The sequence below is a fragment of the Mycolicibacterium neoaurum ATCC 25795 genome (assembly GCF_000691525.1).
Lineage (GTDB): Bacteria > Actinomycetota > Actinomycetes > Mycobacteriales > Mycobacteriaceae > Mycobacterium > Mycobacterium neoaurum.
Window position 1 is genome coordinate 387,900 of the sequence record NZ_JMDW01000010.1, and the last position, 16,792, is coordinate 404,691.

The following is a 16,792-nucleotide window of genomic DNA, read 5'->3' on the forward strand; positions in this document are numbered from 1 at the left end:
TCATGACCGCCGGCCTCAGCGCGCACGCCCGGCGGGCGGCCATCGCCGCCCGGATACACACCGACCGTGAGGTCGACTTCGCCACGCTGGCGGGCGAATTCGACGTCTCCGAGATGACCATCCGGCGCGATATCGAGCGGTTGGAGGAACAGGGCATCGCCCGCCGCGTCCTCGGCGGGGCCATCGCCTACGGCGGGAAGTCCACCGAACCGTCCTTCGATGCGCGCGCCGCCGACTCTGCCGACGAGAAATTGCACATCGCCCATGCGGTGGCCGATCTGCTGCGCCCTCGCGAGACGGTCATCCTCGACAGCGGCAGCACGGTGCTGGCGGTGGCCCGCGCCGTGAAGGGCCGCAATCTCGGCCTGACCGTGATCACCCCGAGCGTGCTGGTCGCCGTCGAACTCGCCGACGAGCCGGAGACCACGATCCTGCTGACCGGCGGCAAGGTGCGCCCCGGCGAGCTGAGCCTGATCGGCGCCGAGGCCGAGGACTTCTATCTGCGCTACAACTGCGACACCTATGTCATGGGGATCGCCGGGGTGGACGGTAAGCGTGGCGCCTCCGAGTACCACCGCGAAGAAGGCAACGTCAAGCAGGCGGCCATGCGGTCGGCGGACCGGGTGATCGTCGCCGCCGACGCGTCCAAGCTCGGCCGGGTGCAGTTGATCAATGTCGCACCGGTCTCGGCGATCTCGATCCTGGTCACCGACGGACCGTCGACCCATCCCGCGGTCGAGGCACTGCGCGCCTCGGGTGTCTCGGTGGTGTGCGTCAACGCCGAACGCTCAGCGTCGACGCGCTGAGACCCCACCGTCCTCGGCCCGCGACACCATCGCGCCGGCCTCCTCGGCGATGAGCGCACCGGCAGCCCAATCATGCACTGCCAGATCGTCTTCGACGAAGGCATCGAGGCTGCCCTGGGCGAGCAGGCAGAGGTCCAGGGCGGCGGCGCCGAAGCGGCGCATATCGGTGTACTCGGTCATCACCGCCCCCAGATCGCGCAGCTGGCGCCGTCGGTGGCCCGGGTCATAGGACAGCCCGGTGCCGAGCAGCCGTACCGAGGACTCCATCAGCGGCAGCGGCAGCGAGACCTCGCCGCTACCCGAGTCGACGCGGGCGCCAAGCCCTTTTGCCGCGCTCCAGGTGATGCCCAGGGCCGGCGCGCACACCGCGCCGGCCAACCAGGACCCGTCCACGCGTGAGCGCGCCGCCACCGAGGTGCCGAAGAACGGCAGCCGCCGCACGTAATTGGTCGTCCCGTCGAGCGGGTCGACCACCCACTGAACCGGTCCCGTACCGCTGTGTTCGGCCAGCTCCTCGCCGAGCACACCATCATCGGGGCGGGCCGCGAGCAGGACCTCCCGGACGATCTGTTCGGCGGCGGTGTCCACCGCGGTCACCACGTCACCCGCGGCGGCCTTGGTGGCGATGGGCACCTGCTCACCCCAGTGCTGCAGGCACACCGCCGCGCCGCGGCGCGCCGCCTCGATCGCCAGTAGCCGCAAGTCCTCGTTCATAACGAGGTACGGAATTCCTTGACCGCGTCCATCAGTTCGGCGGCCCGCGACGCCACGGCGCGGTTCTCGAACTTGCCGTCCTCTTTGAAGTACGTGCCGACGACCGCGCCGTCGGCGATCGAAAGCTGTTCGGCCGCATTGTGGGCGCGCACACCGGTGTTGACGAAAACCGGTACCGCTCCGGCGTTGTCCTTCACCACCCGCAACGCCTGGGTGTCGGTGGACGCGCCGGCGGTCAGACCGGAGACGCAGATCGCGTCCGGCTTGGTCGCGAAGACGGTGGTGGCCGTGACCGAGGCCAGGTCCCGCTGGGCCAGATACACCGCGGACTCCGGAACGATGTTGAAAAGGAGCTTGACGCCCGCGCCGCCGATGCGGGCCCGGTGTCGGGCCACCTCACCGACGTTGGTGTCCCACAACCCGAAATCGCTGGCGTAGACGCCGGTGAAGATCTCCCGCACCCACTGCGCGCCGGTCGCGACCGCCAGGTCGATCGACGCCCGCCCGTCCCACAGCACGTTGACGCCGTAGGGCACCGTGAAATCGCCGAGCAGCTCGCCGATCACCCGCGCCATCGTGATCGCCGTGATCGGTTCGGTCTTGGTCAGATAGGGCAGGCTGAACTCGTTGGAGACCATGACGCCGTCGACACCGCCGGACTGCAGCGCATCCAGCTCCTGCTTGGCGCGCTCGACCACGGCCTTGATCCCGGCCGCCGAATCGAAACCGGGGTCACCGGGCAGCGCGGCCAGGTGCAGCATGGCGATCACCGGCTTCTGCACGCCGAATACGTCATCGAGCCAACTGGTCATGGGGATTGCCTCTCCGCTTCATGGGTTATCAGAGCTTCACGGGATGGAAGAGCGTCGCGTTCAGATGCGCTGGTGGGTTAAACCTATGTTACTTAATCACAGAAATCTAGGGGATATGCGTGATTATTCGTGATTGACGCTCACCTATTGTGAGAATATAACAGAGTCAGTATTGTGGTCCCACCGCCACAAACACGCAGCGACCGACCGAAGGGATGGCATGCCGGAGTTCACCATCGGCATCGATATCGGCACCACCGGCACCAAGACCGTGCTCGTCGACATCGCTCGCGCACGCATCATCGCCCAGGCGACCCACGAGAGCCGACTGTTCTCGGATGCGCCCGGCCACGCCGAGGCCGATCTCGCGCAATGGCTGCGAAACGTCCATGCCGGTATCCGCGAGGTGCTCGCCGAATCCGGTATCGGCAGCGACCGCATCGCTGCGTTGTCCACCACCGGCATGGTCCCGGCCGTCATCGCGGTCGACCGCGACGGCGCACCGGTACGACGGGCCCTGCTGCAGAACGATGCCCGCGCCACCGCCGAGATCGCCGAACTGAAGAACACCCTGGACGACGCGGACGTCCTGCGCGCGACCGGTTCGGCGATCACCCAGCAATCGGTGGCGCCGACGGCACTGTGGCTGCAACACCACGAGCCGCAGCACTGGGCAGCCACCGCCCATCTCGTCGGCTCCTACGACTGGGTGTTGATGGCACTCGGCGCCCCCGCCCACGTCGAACTGAACTGGGCGCTGGAATCCGGGCTCGGCACCGTCGATGGCAAGCGCTTCGAACCGATGTACGTCGCGGCCGGGTTGTCTCCCGAGCTGGTGCCCCCGGTGCTGGCGCCAGGTAGCCAGGCCGGCGAACTGAGCGCCGCGGCTGCCGCGGCCACCGGACTGGAGGCCGGACTGCCCCTCATCGTCGGCGGCGCCGATCACGTCCTGTCGGCCTACGCCGCGGGTATCAACACCGCGGGCGACTGGCTGGTCAAACTCGGCGGCGCCGGGGACATCCTGGCCGCCGCCGACACCCCGGTCATCGACGCCCGGCTCTATCTCGACGCCCATCCGGTGCCGGGCCGGTGGCTGCCCAACGGATGCATGGCCACCAGCGGCAGCCTGATCCGCTGGTTCCAGACACTGTCCGGGGGCATCGACCTGGTCGCCCTCGACGACGAGGCCGACACCCGCAATCCGGCCGAAATCCTCTGCCTTCCCTACTTTCTCGGCGAGAAATCCCCGCTGCACGATCCCGATCTGCGGGGCGCCTTCGTCGGTCTGGACCTGGCTCATACCCGCGCCGACATGTACCGCTCGGTGCTGGAGGCCATCGCATTCGGCTTCAAGCACCACACCGAGGTCTTCGCCGCCATGGGAGTGCGGTTGCAACGTGCGCTGGTGACCAACGGCGGCAGCAAATCGGTGCTGTGGAAGCAGATCCTCGCCGATGTCCTCGACACACCGCTGTCCCCCGTCGTCGGGCACCCCGGTGCCTCGCTCGGTGCGGCCGTCATCGCCGCCGTCGGCACGGGATTGTTGGACGGCTGGGACAGCACCGCGACGTTCCAGACCCTCGGCGAGCCCGTTGTCCCCAACCCGCGGAACGTCGACCGCTACGCCGAGGCCTACACCCAGTGGCGCGAACTCGGCGACGTGCTCACCCCGATATCCCATCGCATCGCCCGAAAGGCCCGGCCATGACCACCCTCGACAACTCCCCCGACAACCAGACCGCCGTCGTCACCGGCGCCGGATCGGGGATCGGCCGGGCCATCGCCACCACCCTCGCCGAGCGTGGATGGCGAGTGGTGGTCTCCGATATCGATGCCTCGGCCGCCGAACAGACCCGTGCCGGTCTCACCGGATCCGGGCACGAGGCGGCCCGCCTCGACGTCACCGATGCCGCCGCCGCCACCGCACTGGCCGATGATGTCGCCGCCCGCCTCGGCCTGCACGCGTGGGTCAGCAATGCCGGTATCTCGGCGATGGCCCGCTTCGTCGACGTCTCGATCGAACAGCTCGACCGCAGCCTGGACATCAATCTCAAGGGTGTGTTCCTGTGCGGGCAGGCCGCCGCCAGGGCGATGATCCGCACCGGAGTCCACGGCACGATCGTCAACACCGCGTCCATGGCCGCCAAACAGGGCCGGGTGCCCTTCCTCGCCGACTATGTGGCCTCCAAGTTCGGCGTGCTCGGCCTCACCCAGGCGATGGCCTTCGAACTGGCGGCCAACGACATCACGGTCAACTGCGTCTGTCCCGGCTTCGTCGCCACCCCGATGCAGAGTCGTGAACTGGAGTGGGAGGCCACCCTCAGCGGCTCCACCCCCGACGGTGTCCGGCAGTCCTGGATCGACGCGACCCCGCTGGGCCGTCTGCAGACCCCCGACGACGTGGCGCGTGCGGTGGCCTTCCTGGTCTCCGAGGATGCCCGATTCATCACCGGAGAAGCACTGTCCGTCAACGGCGGTGCCTATATGGATTGAGTTATCCCGTTCCCGTACCCACTCGATCCACGCGGACAAAGAGAAGAGGACCATGAAAATTCCAACCTTGCGCTGGTTGCCAGCGATCATCGCCGCCACCAGCCTCACCCTCGCCGGCTGCGCAGGCAGCGGTGGTTCCGGCGAGCAGACCTCCTCCGGCGTGGGCGATGTGCCCACCGACACCAACGCCACCGTGCGGGTGCTGATGGAGAACGTGCCGGATACCGACATCGTCAAAGGCCTTGTCGGACAGTTCAACCAGAAGTACCCCGATATCAAGGTCGAGATCGAGACCATGACCTTCGATCAGATGCGCGACCGGCTGGTGTCGTCGTTCCAGGCATCCGAGCCCGCCTACGACCTGATCGTGGTGGACAACCCGTGGATGGACGATTTCGCCGACGCCGGCTTCCTCGAGCCGCTGAACGACCGCATCGCCGCCACCACCGACTATCGGCCGGACGATTTCTTCGACTCGCTCACCGCGATCACCGATGTCGAGGGCACCACCTACGGGGTGCCGTTCTACAACTACGCGCTCGGCTACATCTACAACACCGGTGATCTCACCTCCGCCGGGCAGAGCGTGCCCACCGATCTGGACGCCCTGGTCTCCACCTCGCAACGGCTGAAGACCCCCGAGCGGGCCGGTATCGCGATGCAACCGCAGCGCGGTTACAAGATCTTCGAGGAATGGGCCAACTGGCTGTTCGCCGCGGGCGGCTCGATCTACGGTGCCGACGGCAAGCCCACCCTGGACACACCCGAGGCCGCCCGGGCGTTGGAGGCCTATATCGAGACCTACCGGACCGCCGCACCGGCCAACAGCCTGTCCTGGGGCTTCGACGAGGCGTTCCGTTCGGTCTCGGGTGGCAACGCCGCATCGATGATCGGTTACAACTGGAACCTGCCCGCGCTCAACGATCCCGAGGGTGCCTCCGGACCGCGGGCCGGCCAGTTCGCGCTGGCTCCGATCCCCGGCGGCAAATCCGCACTCGGATTGTGGAGCTGGGCCATTCCCGCCAACTCCGGTGCCGCCGACGCGGCCTGGGCGTTCGCGTCCTGGGTGACCTCGCCGGATATCGACGCCGAACGCGTCGCCGATGGTGGTGCGGTGGTCCGGCAGAGCTCGCTGACCAACCCGAAGGTGCTGTCCGACGGTTATGGTGCGGACTACTACAAGACGGTCGGCGAGATCCTGGCCGATGCGTCCCCGCTCACCCAGGGCAAGGGCGGCGAGGAGATGATCCAGGCCGTCGGCACCGAGCTCAACGATGCCGCCGCCGGGAACAAGAGCGTCGCCGACGCCCTGCGTGACGCGCAGGCAGCAGCGGAGCGGATCCAGCAGTGACCGTAGGGAATCCGGCGGTCACGACCGGCATGCGGCGGGGGTGGCACCGATGAGTTTCACGCGTGGCATGTTGATGCCACTGCTCGCCCTGTTCGCCGTGGCCGTCGGGTTCCCGCTCTGCTACGCGGCGTATCTGTCAGTGACCGACTACAAGCTGACCGATCGCGGCCAACCCGACTTCGTCGGTACCGCCAACTTCACCTCCGCCCTGTCCAATTCGGCGTTCTGGGAGGCCTTCGCCACCACCGGCGGCTACGTGCTGATCGCCGTCAGCGCCGAACTGGTGCTCGGTTTCGCCCTGGCGTTGGCCCTGCATCAGCAGCGCTGGGCCAAGGACCTGTCCCGGGCCATCGTGCTGGCGCCGATGTTCATCACCCCCATCGCCGTCGGCCTGATCTTCCGTTTCCTGCTCAACGATCAGATCGGTGCTGTCCCGGCGCTGTTGCACGCCGTCGGTGCCGACTACGACTTCTTCGGCGCCGGAAAGGCCTTGCTGACACTGGCCTTCATCGATGTCTGGCAGTGGACGCCGTTCATGGTGCTACTGATCCTTGCCGGACTGGAATCCATGCCCAAGCAACCCATGGAGGCCGCCAAGGTGGACGGGGCCGGTCCGGTGTACCGGTTGCGCAGGGTGCTCATCCCGATGCTCGCCCCGGTACTCACGGTGGCGGTGCTGTTGCGTGGCCTGGACGCACTGCGGGTGTTCGAGTACGTCTACGCCACCACCCGCGGCGGGCCGGGCACCGAAACCCAGACCCTGCAGTTCTACATGTACCTGGAGGGCATCCAGTTCTTCCGGCTGGCCCAGGCCAGCGCGATGGCCTTCATCGTGCTGGTGCTCGTGCTGGCCGTCATCGTGGTGGCCTTCCGCGCCATGGAGCGCAACCGCGCGGCCGAGAGGAGTGCGGCCCGATGACACGGTTCCGCCCCTTGGAGACCCTGCGGCTGGCATTCCTCACCGCGGCGTTCATCTTCGTGCTCTTCCCCATCGCCTGGGTTGCGCTGGCCAGTTTCAAGACACCCGAGCAGATGTCGGAACCCTTCCTCATCGCCTTCACCCCCAACCTGGCCAACTGGCAGGCGGTGTTCGACTCTGGGGTGTTCGCCGCGGCGGGACGCAGCGCGCTCGTCGGTGTGATCACCGTGGCGATCAGCCTGGTGGTGGGCAGCATGGGCGCCTACGTGATCGCCAAGTACCGCGCGGGCGGATCGCTGACACGCTTCGGTATGCTTGCCGCGCAGGTGGTTCCACCCGCGGTCATGGTGTTCCCGTTCCTGACCATGGCGCATGCCCTGCGATTGACCGACACCATCGTCCCGGTCATCTTCGCGCATCTTTCCTTCGTGTTACCGCTGGTGACCTGGTTCCTGATCGGGTTCTTCGAGGCGGTGCCCGCCTCGTTGGAGGAGCAGGCCCGGGTCGACGGCTTCACCCGCTGGCAGGCCTTCCGGATGGTGGTCCTTCCGCAGGTGTACCCGGGAATCGGCGCGGCAGGAATCTTCGGTTTCACGCTGTCCTGGAACGACCTGTTCTATGGGTTGATCCTGGCACCCGGGAACGCCGCGATCCTGCCGGTGGCGATCGCGAATTTCAACACGTTCCGCGGTGTTCAGATCGGCACCATGAGCGCGGCGATCATGATTGCGATCATCCCGGTCGTGATCGCGAGCTTCTTCATCCAGCGACGCCTGGTCCAGGGGATCAGCGGCGGCGCGGTCAAGTACTAGACAAGCGAGGTTGCATTACCCATGGCATCGGTGACGTTCACAGGAGTCGGCAAGTCCTACGGGTCGGCCACGGTCGTCTCGGATCTCGATCTGGAGCTGACCGACGGCAGCATGACCGTCCTGGTCGGCCCGTCGGGGTGCGGTAAGACCACCTCGCTGCGCATGCTTGCCGGCCTGGAACAGGTCAGCAGCGGCACCATCCACATCGGCGACCGGGATGTCACCCACCTGGAGCCCAAGGACCGCGATATCGCGATGGTGTTCCAGAACTACGCGCTCTACCCGCATCTGACGGTGCGGGAGAACATCGCTTTCCCGTTGCGCGCCAAGAAGGTCGGCCGTGACGAGGCGCTGCGCCGGGCCGACGAGGTCGCCGCATCGCTCGGTCTCGGCAAGCTCGTCGAACGCAAGCCCAAGGATCTGTCCGGGGGTCAGCAGCAGCGCGTCGCCATCGGCCGGGCCATCATCCGCGAGCCCGCGGTATTCCTGTTCGACGAGCCGCTGAGCAATCTGGATGCCAAGCTGCGGGTGGAGACCCGCACCGAATTGCTGCGCCTGCAGCGCAAATTGGGTATCACCTCGCTGTATGTCACCCATGACCAGGAAGAGGCGATGACGCTCTCGGACCGCATCGTGGTGATGCGCGAGGGTCGCATCGCCCAAGCCGGGCCGCCCGCGGAGGTCTACCGGCGGCCGGCGGACACCTTCGTGGCCACCTTCGTCGGCAGCCCGAAGATGAACCTGATCGACGGCGCGGTGACCGGCGGACAATTGCGCACCGGTGCCGGCATGCGGATCGATGTCGGTGGACCGGATGCGGCCGCGGTCACCATCGGGGTGCGTGCCGACGATCTCGTCCTGACCCCGGACACGCAGTCCTCGGTGGTGGTCGAACTCGTCGAACTGCTTGGGCCACGGGCCATCGTCACGCTGCGCGCCGCCGATCAGCAGTTGACCAGTGTGGTCGATGCGGCGGCCCTGAGCGATATCCCGGTCGGCACGCCCGTCGCCCTGTCGGCCCGGGATGTGCACCGGTTCGACGTGCAGACCGGTGTCCGTCTCGCCGACTCGGCGTGATCAGGAGTCCTCTAGATCGGTGAGCCTGCCGGGGGCCGCCTGCCGCCACGAATCGGTCAGGATGTCGTGCAGTTCCTGCGGGTCGTCCAGGGCGTCCAGCCGAACCCGGACCCACGCCGACGCCGCTTCGTGCGGCGGCACCCAGAACTTGTGCGGCTCGGCGGCGATCAGCTCCTCGCGGTCGAACCGCGGGCAGCGCACCGCAATTGACGTCTGATCGTCGGGGATGGTGAGGAACATCTTGCCCGCCACGTCGAAGGTGGGGTGCCCCCAGCGCTCCTTCTCGACGGTCTCGGGCAGCGATAGCGCCACACGCTGCACATCATCGGCATCGAACACGGCGATCCGATCGCGGTTAGCGGTCCCGGTGCGACAGCGGACCGAGACCCAGTCGCTGCAGAGCGGATTCGACACCGAGCGCGTATTCGCGTTCGGCACGCTGCTTTTCGGCCGCCGGGAGCTGACGGAAGCCCAGCGAGGGCTCGACCAGTTCCAATTCCAGCAGTCGAGGATCCTCGGCGCCGCCGATGACATCGACCCTGGCGTAGAGCAGTTCCCCGGCAGCGATGCCGAACCGGTGGGTGGCCGCGGCCACCGCGGCATGTCCGAGCTCCCACACCTCCTCGGCCGGATCGGCAGAACCGAGCTTCTCGGCCGCGAACGTGCCGGTCTCCTCGAACTCGGGCTCCCGCCCGGCGGGCGGCAGGATCGGACCCTTGGTGAAGGCGTGCGACGGTTGGCCGTTGAGGAAGACCAGCGCGGTCTCACCGACGGCGATGCGCGGGTCGTAGGGCTGCACCAGCACGGCGCGGTCCTCGGCCTGCAGTCGAGCGGCGTGTGCCAGCGCGGATCCGGCGTCGACGAACCGCTGGGCACCTGCCGAACCGGCACCGACGGCGGGTTTGACCACCACCTCGCCGTCGGGCACCCGGACCGTCTCCTCGGCGGCGAAGTAGCTCGTCGGCACGATCGGCAACCCGTCGCCGGCCAGGTCCAGCAGATAGTGCTTATCGGTATTCCAGGCGACCATGTCCGGCGGGTTCAGCAGATTGCGCACCGCACGGGTCCAGGTCAGGAACTCGCCGATGCGCTCGGTGTAGTCCCATGTGGCGCGCAGCACAACCAGGTCGGCCTCCAGGGTCGCCGGGTCGTCCCAGGCACACCACCGCACATGCAGGCCGCGCCCGCGCAGCGCGCTGACCAGCCCGTCGTCATCACTGTCCCCCTCGGGCAGGGCAGCACAACTGGCGAGCACGATGCGCGGATGGAAGAGATCAGGCCGGGCGAGCTTCACACGTGGATGATAGGGGGTATGCATGCCATCGAAGTCGCCAAGACCGGCGGACCTGAGGTCCTGACCTACGTCGAGAAGCCCGAGCCCTCCCCCGGCCCCGGCCAGGTGCTGATCCGCGCCGAGGCGATCGGTGTGAACTTCATCGACACCTACTTCCGGTCGGGCCTCTACCCGCGGGAGACGCCGTTCATTTCCGGCACGGAGGTGTGCGGCACCATCGCCGCCGTCGGCGATGACGTCGCCGCACTCAGCGTCGGCGACCGGGTGGTGACCGCGAATGCGGTCGGCGCCTACGCCGACTATTGCGTCGCCCCAGCCGATTTCGTGGCCTACGTGCCCGAGGGGGTGGCCCCCGACCAGGTGGCCTCGGCCCTGCTCAAGGGGATGACCGCGCACTATCTACTCAAATCCGTGTATGCCGTGCAGCCAGGCGACACCATCCTTGTGCACGCCGGCGCGGGCGGGGTCGGCCTGATCCTGACCCAGTGGGCCACCAGCCTGGGCACCAAGGTGATCACCACCGCGTCCACGCCGGAGAAGGCCGAACTGTCCCGGCGGGCCGGTGCGATCGAGGTTCTGGAGTATCCCGAGGATGCCGAGCAGTTCGGCGCGACCGTCAAGAAGATCTCCGGCGGCGGGGTCGCCGCGGTCTATGACGGTGTCGGCGCGTCGACATTCGAGGCCAGTCTTGCCAGCCTTGCCGTGCGCGGAACGCTGGCACTGTTCGGCGCCGCCAGCGGCCCGGTGCCGCCGTTCGATCCGCAGCGGCTCAACACCGCGGGCTCGGTGTTCCTGACCCGCCCCAGCCTCGGCGCCTACACCCGGACCGCCGACGAATTCTCGTGGCGGGCGGGCGAGCTCATCAATGCCATCGCCGACGGCTCGATCACCATCACCGTCAGCGAGCGCTACCCGCTGTCCGAGGCGTCCCGCGCACATACCGATCTGCAGGGCCGCCGCACGGTCGGCTCGATCGTGCTGGTGCCCTAGCGGCGTAATCGGGCCACCCGGATCACCGCGTACACCACGGCCAGCAGCACCAGCGCCGCGCCCACCCATGGCAGCATCAGTCCGACCAGCAGGAACATCTGGGTTCCGGTGTCCACCAAGGCATCCCAGCCCCGCTCGACCTGACCGAAGAAGCCCTGGTACTGCCGCGGGGCGGGACCGCCCGGTGCCGGTGCGACGAGGTCCACGGTGACGGTGCTCAGCGCGATCTGATCGCCGAGTGCAGCCCGCTGGGCACGCAGGCTGTCCAGATCCGCCTGGCGCTGCGACAACGCGTTCTCTGCCTCGATCAGCGCCGAGGGATCGCGTGCGTCACGCATGATCGCCAGCAGCCGATCCACCGAGGTCTGCAAGGCCTTGATCCGGGCGTCCAGGTCGACGCGCTGGCTGGTGACATCCTCGGCCCGGACGTCAAGCGCATCCACGGTGCCCAAGCCCTTGAGGTGCTCGATCACCCCGTCAAGTTTGTCGGCGGGCACGCGCAGCATCAGCGCGACGCGGGCCGGGTCCGTCTCCGAACCGCCGTACTCGGTGCGACTGTCGACGCGGCCGCCGGCGTCAGCGGCGACACCGGCCGCCTTGTCGGCGGCGGTGACCGGATCCCCTGGATCGGCCACCGTGACGGTCATGGTCGCGGTCTTCACGATGTCCCGCGAGACAGCCTGCGGTTCCTGTGGGGCCTGCGGTGGCGGCGCCTTCTGCGCCGGTCCGGTCAGCGGAGCCGGCGCCGCGGTGGCACCGCCGGCGGCAAAGTCCTCTGCGGCACCGCCGGGTTGTGCGGGTGGCGCACCGCCCGCACACGCCGTCAACGCCAGCAGCACCATGATCCCGGCCAGCCCCCGCACCGACCACCGCATCGTCATACCGCCAGATGGTAACCAGCGCTCAGTCCACCGCGTCGGCGCGCGCCAGCACGTCCTGATACTGGTCGAGGTCGATCTCCTCGGCGGTCACGGTCTTGTTGCCGTAGTACACGTCGCGGTCGATCTCGTCGTCGGCATCGGCCACCAGCATGGCGATGAAGGTGTCACCGTTGACGTTGAGGAAGGTGCGGAAGATCCCGGCGAACCAGTCCACCGCGATCAGCAGCCCGACGGCCTGGAACGGCAGCCCCAGCGATGTCGCGAGGAACATCGCCACCACCGGGAATCCGCCGGGAACGGTGATGGTGCCCATGTTGAGCAGGATCGCCAACCCCATGCCGAGCACGATCTGCCCGATGCTCAGCTCCATGTCACCGGCCTGGGCCAGGAACATCACCACGATCATGTAGTTGAGCACCGCGCCGTACGAGCCCATGGTCAGCCCCACCGACAGGGTGAAGTTGGCCACCTTCTGGCTCACCCCGACCTTCTCGACGGTGTTGCGCAGCACCGTGGGGAAGGTGACCGCCGAGCTGGTGGTGGTGACGGCGATGGCGGTCTGTTCGGTGAGCTTTGCCGGCAACAGCCACGGATTGAGCCGGGTCCGGATGGTCACCACGACGACGAACAGCACGAACAGGATGAGCACTCCGGCGAGGTTGGCCCCCAGGTACTTCAGCGCGGTGGTCACCACGGCGAAGCCGATATCGCCTGCCAACGCCGCCAGCAGGCAGAACACACCGATCGGGGCGATGTACATCACCAGCCGGATCATCGTCAGCACGATCTGCTGGATCTGGTCGACGAAGCTCAACACCCGGGTGTCCCCGGTCTTGGTGACCTGGATGCGCAGCGCGATCCCGAACAGCAGCGAGAACACGATGATCGGCACCATGGTCGCCGTCGACATCGCGGCGAAGATGTTGGTGGAGACGAAGTTGAGCAGGGTGTCCTGCCAGCCCAAGGCCTCCTGCGCGGACTCCTGCAGACCGGCGTCGACGGGCCCGGTGAACTCGATACCGGCCCCTGGCCGGATCAGCACGCTGAGTCCCCATGCCAGCAGCGCCGCGATCACCGAGAACCCCAGCATCCAGCCGAAGGTGCGGGCGGCGATCTTGCCGGTGCCGGTGCCGGTCATCGAACCGGTGGCCACGATCACCGAGGCCATCACCAGCGGGACGATCGACATCTGGATCAGCCGGATGAACATGTCGCCGACGAATTTGAGATTGGCCGCCCAGTCACCGACCGCCAAGCCGAACAGGATGCCGCCGATCGCGGCGACCCCGATCTGCATGGCCGGATGAGCCAGAATTTTCCGCATAGGTCCCAGACCGTAGGCCGGGACAGCTACCGCGATATTTCGCCCGAGTTACGGGCGGAACAGGACGGGCTAGAACAACTGCGGTAGCGCCAGCGCGGAGTCCACCGCGAGCGCGCAGAACACCACGGCGAGGTAGTTGTTGGACTGCAGGAACAGTCGCAGCGGTTTCACGGGCTCGCCGCGCTTGACGCCGGAGTAGAGCTGATGGGCCATCACCAGGAACCAGACGCCGGCCAACGTGGCGACGGCGGCGTACAGCCACCCGGTGGCCAGCACCAGAGTGAGCGTGGTCAGCACTGTCAGCCAGGTGTAGATCAGGATCTGCCGGGTGACCTGGCGCTCGGTGGCCACCACGGGCAGCATCGGCACGCCGGCGGCTTTGTAATCTTCCTTGTACCGCATGGCCAGCGCCCAGGTGTGCGGTGGCGTCCAGAAGAAAATGATGAGGAACATCACCAATGCCGGCCACTGGATGGTGCCGGTGACGGCCGACCAGCCGATCATCACCGGCATGCAACCGGCCGCCCCGCCCCACACGACGTTCTGCGAAGTGCGGCGCTTGAGCAGCAGCGTGTAGACGAACACGTAGAACGCGATGGTCACCAGCCCGAGTACGCCCGAGAGCAGGTTGGTGGTCCACCACAACCAGGCGAACGAGCCGACGGTGAGCACCAGCCCGAAGATCAGGGCGTTGCGGGTCGGCACCGAGGCCTTGGCCAGCGGCCGCAGCGCCGTGCGCTTCATGACCTTGTCGATATCGGCGTCGGCCACGCAGTTGAGCGTGTTGGCGCCGGCCGCGGCCATCATGCCGCCGATCAGGGTGTTCAGGATGAGAACCGGATCGACGGTGCCGCGGTTGGCCAACAACATCGCCGGGATGGCTGTCACCAGCAACAACTCGATGACGCGCGGCTTGGTCAACGCCACGTATGCCAACACTGTGGCGCGGATCCGACTCGGTTCCCTACTGACCGACCGGCGCTCGCGAATGCTCACGCAAATAACTCCTCGGGCAGCGGTCACGCGGGCTTCTACTACAGACGATGGTAGACCGCACCCCGATCGGCCCGACACCGCAGGGTCGGTTCGCGGATGAATCCCGCGGTGAACACTGCCACCGCGGGCCCTGACCGGCCTGCGCCGGATGATTCGACGGCATTAGGGTGGTTCAGGTAGCTAGTCCACCGTTTTGCGAAAGTAGGAGTGAAGGTAGTGACCACCGTCGAAGAAATCTCTGCCCTCACACAACCGAACCACCCCGAAGACTGGACCGAGGTCGATACGGCCGCCGTCGACACCGTGCGGGTGCTCGCCGCCGACGCCGTGCAGAAGGTCGGTAACGGCCACCCCGGTACCGCCATGAGCCTCGCCCCGCTGGCCTACACGCTGTTCCAGCGTCAGTTGCGCCACGACCCGTCCGACACCCATTGGATCGGCCGCGACCGCTTCGTGCTGTCCTGCGGCCACTCCAGCCTGACCATCTACCTTCAGCTGTTCTTGGGCGGTTTCGGTCTGGAACTGGAGGATATCGAGGCGCTGCGCACCTTCAAGTCCAAGACGCCGGGGCATCCGGAGTTCCGGCACACCAAGGGTGTGGAGATCACCACCGGTCCGCTGGGCCAGGGGCTGGCCTCGGCGGTCGGCATGGCGATGGCCGCCCGCTACGAGCGCGGCCTGTTCGACCCCGACGCTCCGGCGGGCACCAGCCCGTTCGACCACTACATCTACGTGATCGCCTCCGATGGTGACATCGAGGAGGGCGTCACCAGCGAGGCCTCGTCGCTGGCCGGTACCCAGCAGCTGGGCAACCTGATCGTCTTCTACGACAAGAACCACATCTCCATCGAGCACGACACCGATATCGCGCTGAGCGAGAACGTCGCCGACCGCTACCGCGCCTACGGCTGGCACGTGCAGGAGGTCGAGGGCGGTGAGAACGTCGTCGGGATCGAAAAGGCCATCGAGGAGGCCAAGAAGGTCACCGACAAGCCGTCGTTCATCTCGTTGCGGACCATCATCGGCTACCCCGCCCCCACCAAGATGAACACCGGCGGCGTGCACGGCTCGGCGCTCGGTGATGACGAGGTCGCCGCGACCAAGAAGATCCTCGGCTTCGACCCGGAGAAGAAGTTCGAGGTGCGGCCCGAGGTCATCGAGCACACCCGCAAGCTCGTCGACCGCGGCCGCGAGGCGCACGAGAAGTGGCAGACCGATTTCGACGCCTGGGCCCAACGTGAGCCCGAGCGCAAGAAACTCCTGGACCGGCTCACCGCCGAGGAACTGCCCGAGGGCTGGGACGCCGACCTGACGTACTGGGAGCCCGGCTCCAAGGCGGTGGCCACCCGCGCCGCGTTCGGCCAGGTCCTCAACGACGTCGCACCGAAGCTGCCCGAATTGTGGGGCGGCTCGGCCGATCTCGCGGGCAGCAACAACACCACCATCAAGGGTGTGAAGTCGTTCGGCCCGCCGAGCATCTCCACCGATGATTTCTCCGCCGACTGGTACGGCCGGGTGCTGCACTTCGGCATCCGCGAGCACGCGATGGGTTCGATCCTGTCAGGCATCGTGTTGCACGGTCCCACCCGCGCATTCGGTGGGACGTTCCTGCAGTTCTCCGATTACATGCGGCCGGCGGTCCGGTTGGCCTCGCTGATGGACATCGACACCATCTACATCTGGACCCACGACTCGATCGGCCTCGGCGAGGACGGCCCCACCCACCAGCCGATCGAGCACCTCGCTGCGCTGCGGGCCATCCCGAATCTGTCGGTGGTCCGCCCCGGCGACCCGAACGAGACCGCCTACGCCTGGCGCAGCATCATCGCCCGCGGCAACGGCAGCGGCCCGGTCGGTTTCATCCTGACCCGCCAGGGCATCCCGGTACTGGAGGGCACCGATTCCGACGGTGTCGCCAAGGGCGGTTACGTGCTCGGCGGCGGTGACGCAACCGAGGCGGACGTCATCATCATCGCCACCGGTTCGGAGCTGCAGTTGGCCGTGGAAGCCAAGAAGCTGCTTGCCGAGAAGGATGTGGTGGCGGCCGTGGTCTCGATGCCGTGCGTGGAGTGGTTCGAGAGCCAGCCCAAGGAATACCGCGACTCGGTGCTCCCGCCCGGTGTGTCGGCCCGCGTGGCCGTCGAGGCCGGGATCGCGCAGCCGTGGCACAAGCTCGTCGGAGACACCGGCGAGATCGTCTCGATCGAGCACTACGGCGAATCCGCCGACGACAAGACGTTGTTCCGCGAGTTCGGTTTCACCGCCGAGAACGTCGTCGCCGCTGCCGAACGCACCCTCGATAACTAGAAGGTAAGGCGAAAAA

General features: G+C 67.2%; 16 protein-coding genes. 9 read left to right on the forward strand and 7 right to left on the reverse strand.

Translation table 11 applies throughout. The features are described 5' to 3' along the window. Positions 1-2: 2 nt before the first annotated feature. Positions 3-806, forward strand: coding sequence for a DeoR/GlpR family DNA-binding transcription regulator (locus IC40_RS0115705; protein ID WP_019513119.1), 804 nt, complete (start codon positions 3-5; stop codon positions 804-806). Here the strand turns inward: IC40_RS0115705 and IC40_RS0115710 are convergent. Next, complete coding sequence (locus IC40_RS0115710) at positions 789-1,520, reverse strand: inositol monophosphatase family protein (protein WP_030135655.1); 732 nt, start codon at positions 1,518-1,520, stop codon at positions 789-791. The two genes, IC40_RS0115705 and IC40_RS0115710, sit on opposite strands and share 18 nt — an antisense overlap. Beyond that, on the reverse strand, positions 1,517-2,332 hold the full coding sequence (locus IC40_RS0115715; RefSeq protein WP_030135656.1) for a BtpA/SgcQ family protein: 816 nt from the start codon (positions 2,330-2,332) through the stop codon (positions 1,517-1,519). Before IC40_RS0115715 ends, IC40_RS0115710 begins: the two co-directional genes overlap by 4 nt. Before the next feature lie 220 nt (positions 2,333-2,552). On the opposite strand from IC40_RS0115715, the gene IC40_RS0115720 reads away from it, so the two are divergent. The 6 genes from IC40_RS0115720 to IC40_RS0115745 are packed head-to-tail and all read left to right on the forward strand — an operon-like array spanning position 2,553 to position 8,984. Beyond that, entirely contained in the window at positions 2,553-4,040 is a 1,488-nt protein-coding gene (locus IC40_RS0115720) for an FGGY-family carbohydrate kinase (protein WP_030135657.1), read from the forward strand. Continuing rightward, positions 4,037-4,825, forward strand: a complete 789-nt coding sequence (locus IC40_RS0115725) for an SDR family NAD(P)-dependent oxidoreductase (protein ID WP_030135658.1) — start codon at positions 4,037-4,039, stop codon at positions 4,823-4,825. The genes IC40_RS0115720 and IC40_RS0115725 overlap by 4 nt, the downstream gene beginning before the upstream one ends. Positions 4,826-4,877: 52 nt before the next feature. Beyond that, positions 4,878-6,176 carry an ABC transporter substrate-binding protein gene (locus tag IC40_RS0115730; protein ID WP_030135659.1) on the forward strand — a complete coding sequence of 433 codons (1,299 nt, stop codon included), beginning with the start codon at positions 4,878-4,880 and terminating at the stop codon, positions 6,174-6,176. Positions 6,177-6,225: 49 nt separating this feature from the next. Beyond that, positions 6,226-7,095 (forward strand): carbohydrate ABC transporter permease, encoded by an 870-nt coding sequence (locus IC40_RS0115735; RefSeq protein ID WP_030135660.1) that lies wholly within the window; start codon positions 6,226-6,228, stop codon positions 7,093-7,095. Then, on the forward strand, positions 7,092-7,907 hold the full coding sequence (locus tag IC40_RS0115740) for a carbohydrate ABC transporter permease (RefSeq protein WP_030135661.1): 816 nt from the start codon (positions 7,092-7,094) through the stop codon (positions 7,905-7,907). Before IC40_RS0115735 ends, IC40_RS0115740 begins: the two co-directional genes overlap by 4 nt. A 21-nt stretch (positions 7,908-7,928) precedes the next feature. Continuing rightward, entirely contained in the window at positions 7,929-8,984 is a 1,056-nt protein-coding gene (locus IC40_RS0115745; RefSeq protein WP_030135662.1) for an ABC transporter ATP-binding protein, read from the forward strand. Here the strand turns inward: IC40_RS0115745 and IC40_RS0115750 are convergent, their stop codons facing one another. Both IC40_RS0115750 and IC40_RS0115755 read right to left on the reverse strand, forming a co-directional pair. Further along, positions 8,985-9,323: an MmcQ/YjbR family DNA-binding protein gene (locus IC40_RS0115750; protein WP_030135663.1), complete on the reverse strand. Its 339-nt coding sequence runs from the start codon at positions 9,321-9,323 to the stop codon at positions 8,985-8,987. Positions 9,324-9,339: 16 nt separating this feature from the next. After that, positions 9,340-10,278, reverse strand: a complete 939-nt coding sequence (locus IC40_RS0115755; protein ID WP_030135664.1) for an ATP-grasp domain-containing protein — start codon at positions 10,276-10,278, stop codon at positions 9,340-9,342. A gap of 18 nt (positions 10,279-10,296) precedes the next feature. Here IC40_RS0115755 and IC40_RS0115760 point away from each other — a divergent pair, with 18 nt between their 5' ends. After that, complete coding sequence (locus tag IC40_RS0115760) at positions 10,297-11,268, forward strand: quinone oxidoreductase family protein (RefSeq protein ID WP_030135665.1); 972 nt, start codon at positions 10,297-10,299, stop codon at positions 11,266-11,268. Here IC40_RS0115760 and IC40_RS0115765 read toward each other — a convergent pair. The 3 genes from IC40_RS0115765 to IC40_RS0115775 all read right to left on the reverse strand — a co-directional run bounded on the left by IC40_RS0115765 (position 11,265) and on the right by IC40_RS0115775 (position 14,469). Then, positions 11,265-12,101, reverse strand: a complete 837-nt coding sequence (locus IC40_RS0115765) for a DUF4349 domain-containing protein (RefSeq protein ID WP_372493981.1) — start codon at positions 12,099-12,101, stop codon at positions 11,265-11,267. The two genes, IC40_RS0115760 and IC40_RS0115765, sit on opposite strands and share 4 nt — an antisense overlap. A 70-nt stretch (positions 12,102-12,171) precedes the next feature. Beyond that, positions 12,172-13,473 carry a dicarboxylate/amino acid:cation symporter gene (locus tag IC40_RS0115770; RefSeq protein ID WP_030135667.1) on the reverse strand — a complete coding sequence of 434 codons (1,302 nt, stop codon included), beginning with the start codon at positions 13,471-13,473 and terminating at the stop codon, positions 12,172-12,174. A gap of 69 nt (positions 13,474-13,542) precedes the next feature. Next, positions 13,543-14,469 (reverse strand): heme o synthase, encoded by a 927-nt coding sequence (locus tag IC40_RS0115775; protein ID WP_036460629.1) that lies wholly within the window; start codon positions 14,467-14,469, stop codon positions 13,543-13,545. 216 nt (positions 14,470-14,685) lie between these two features. Here IC40_RS0115775 and tkt point away from each other — a divergent pair, with 216 nt between their 5' ends. After that, positions 14,686-16,776 (forward strand): transketolase, encoded by a 2,091-nt coding sequence (gene tkt / locus IC40_RS0115785; RefSeq protein ID WP_030135668.1) that lies wholly within the window; start codon positions 14,686-14,688, stop codon positions 16,774-16,776. Positions 16,777-16,792 lie beyond the last annotated feature (16 nt).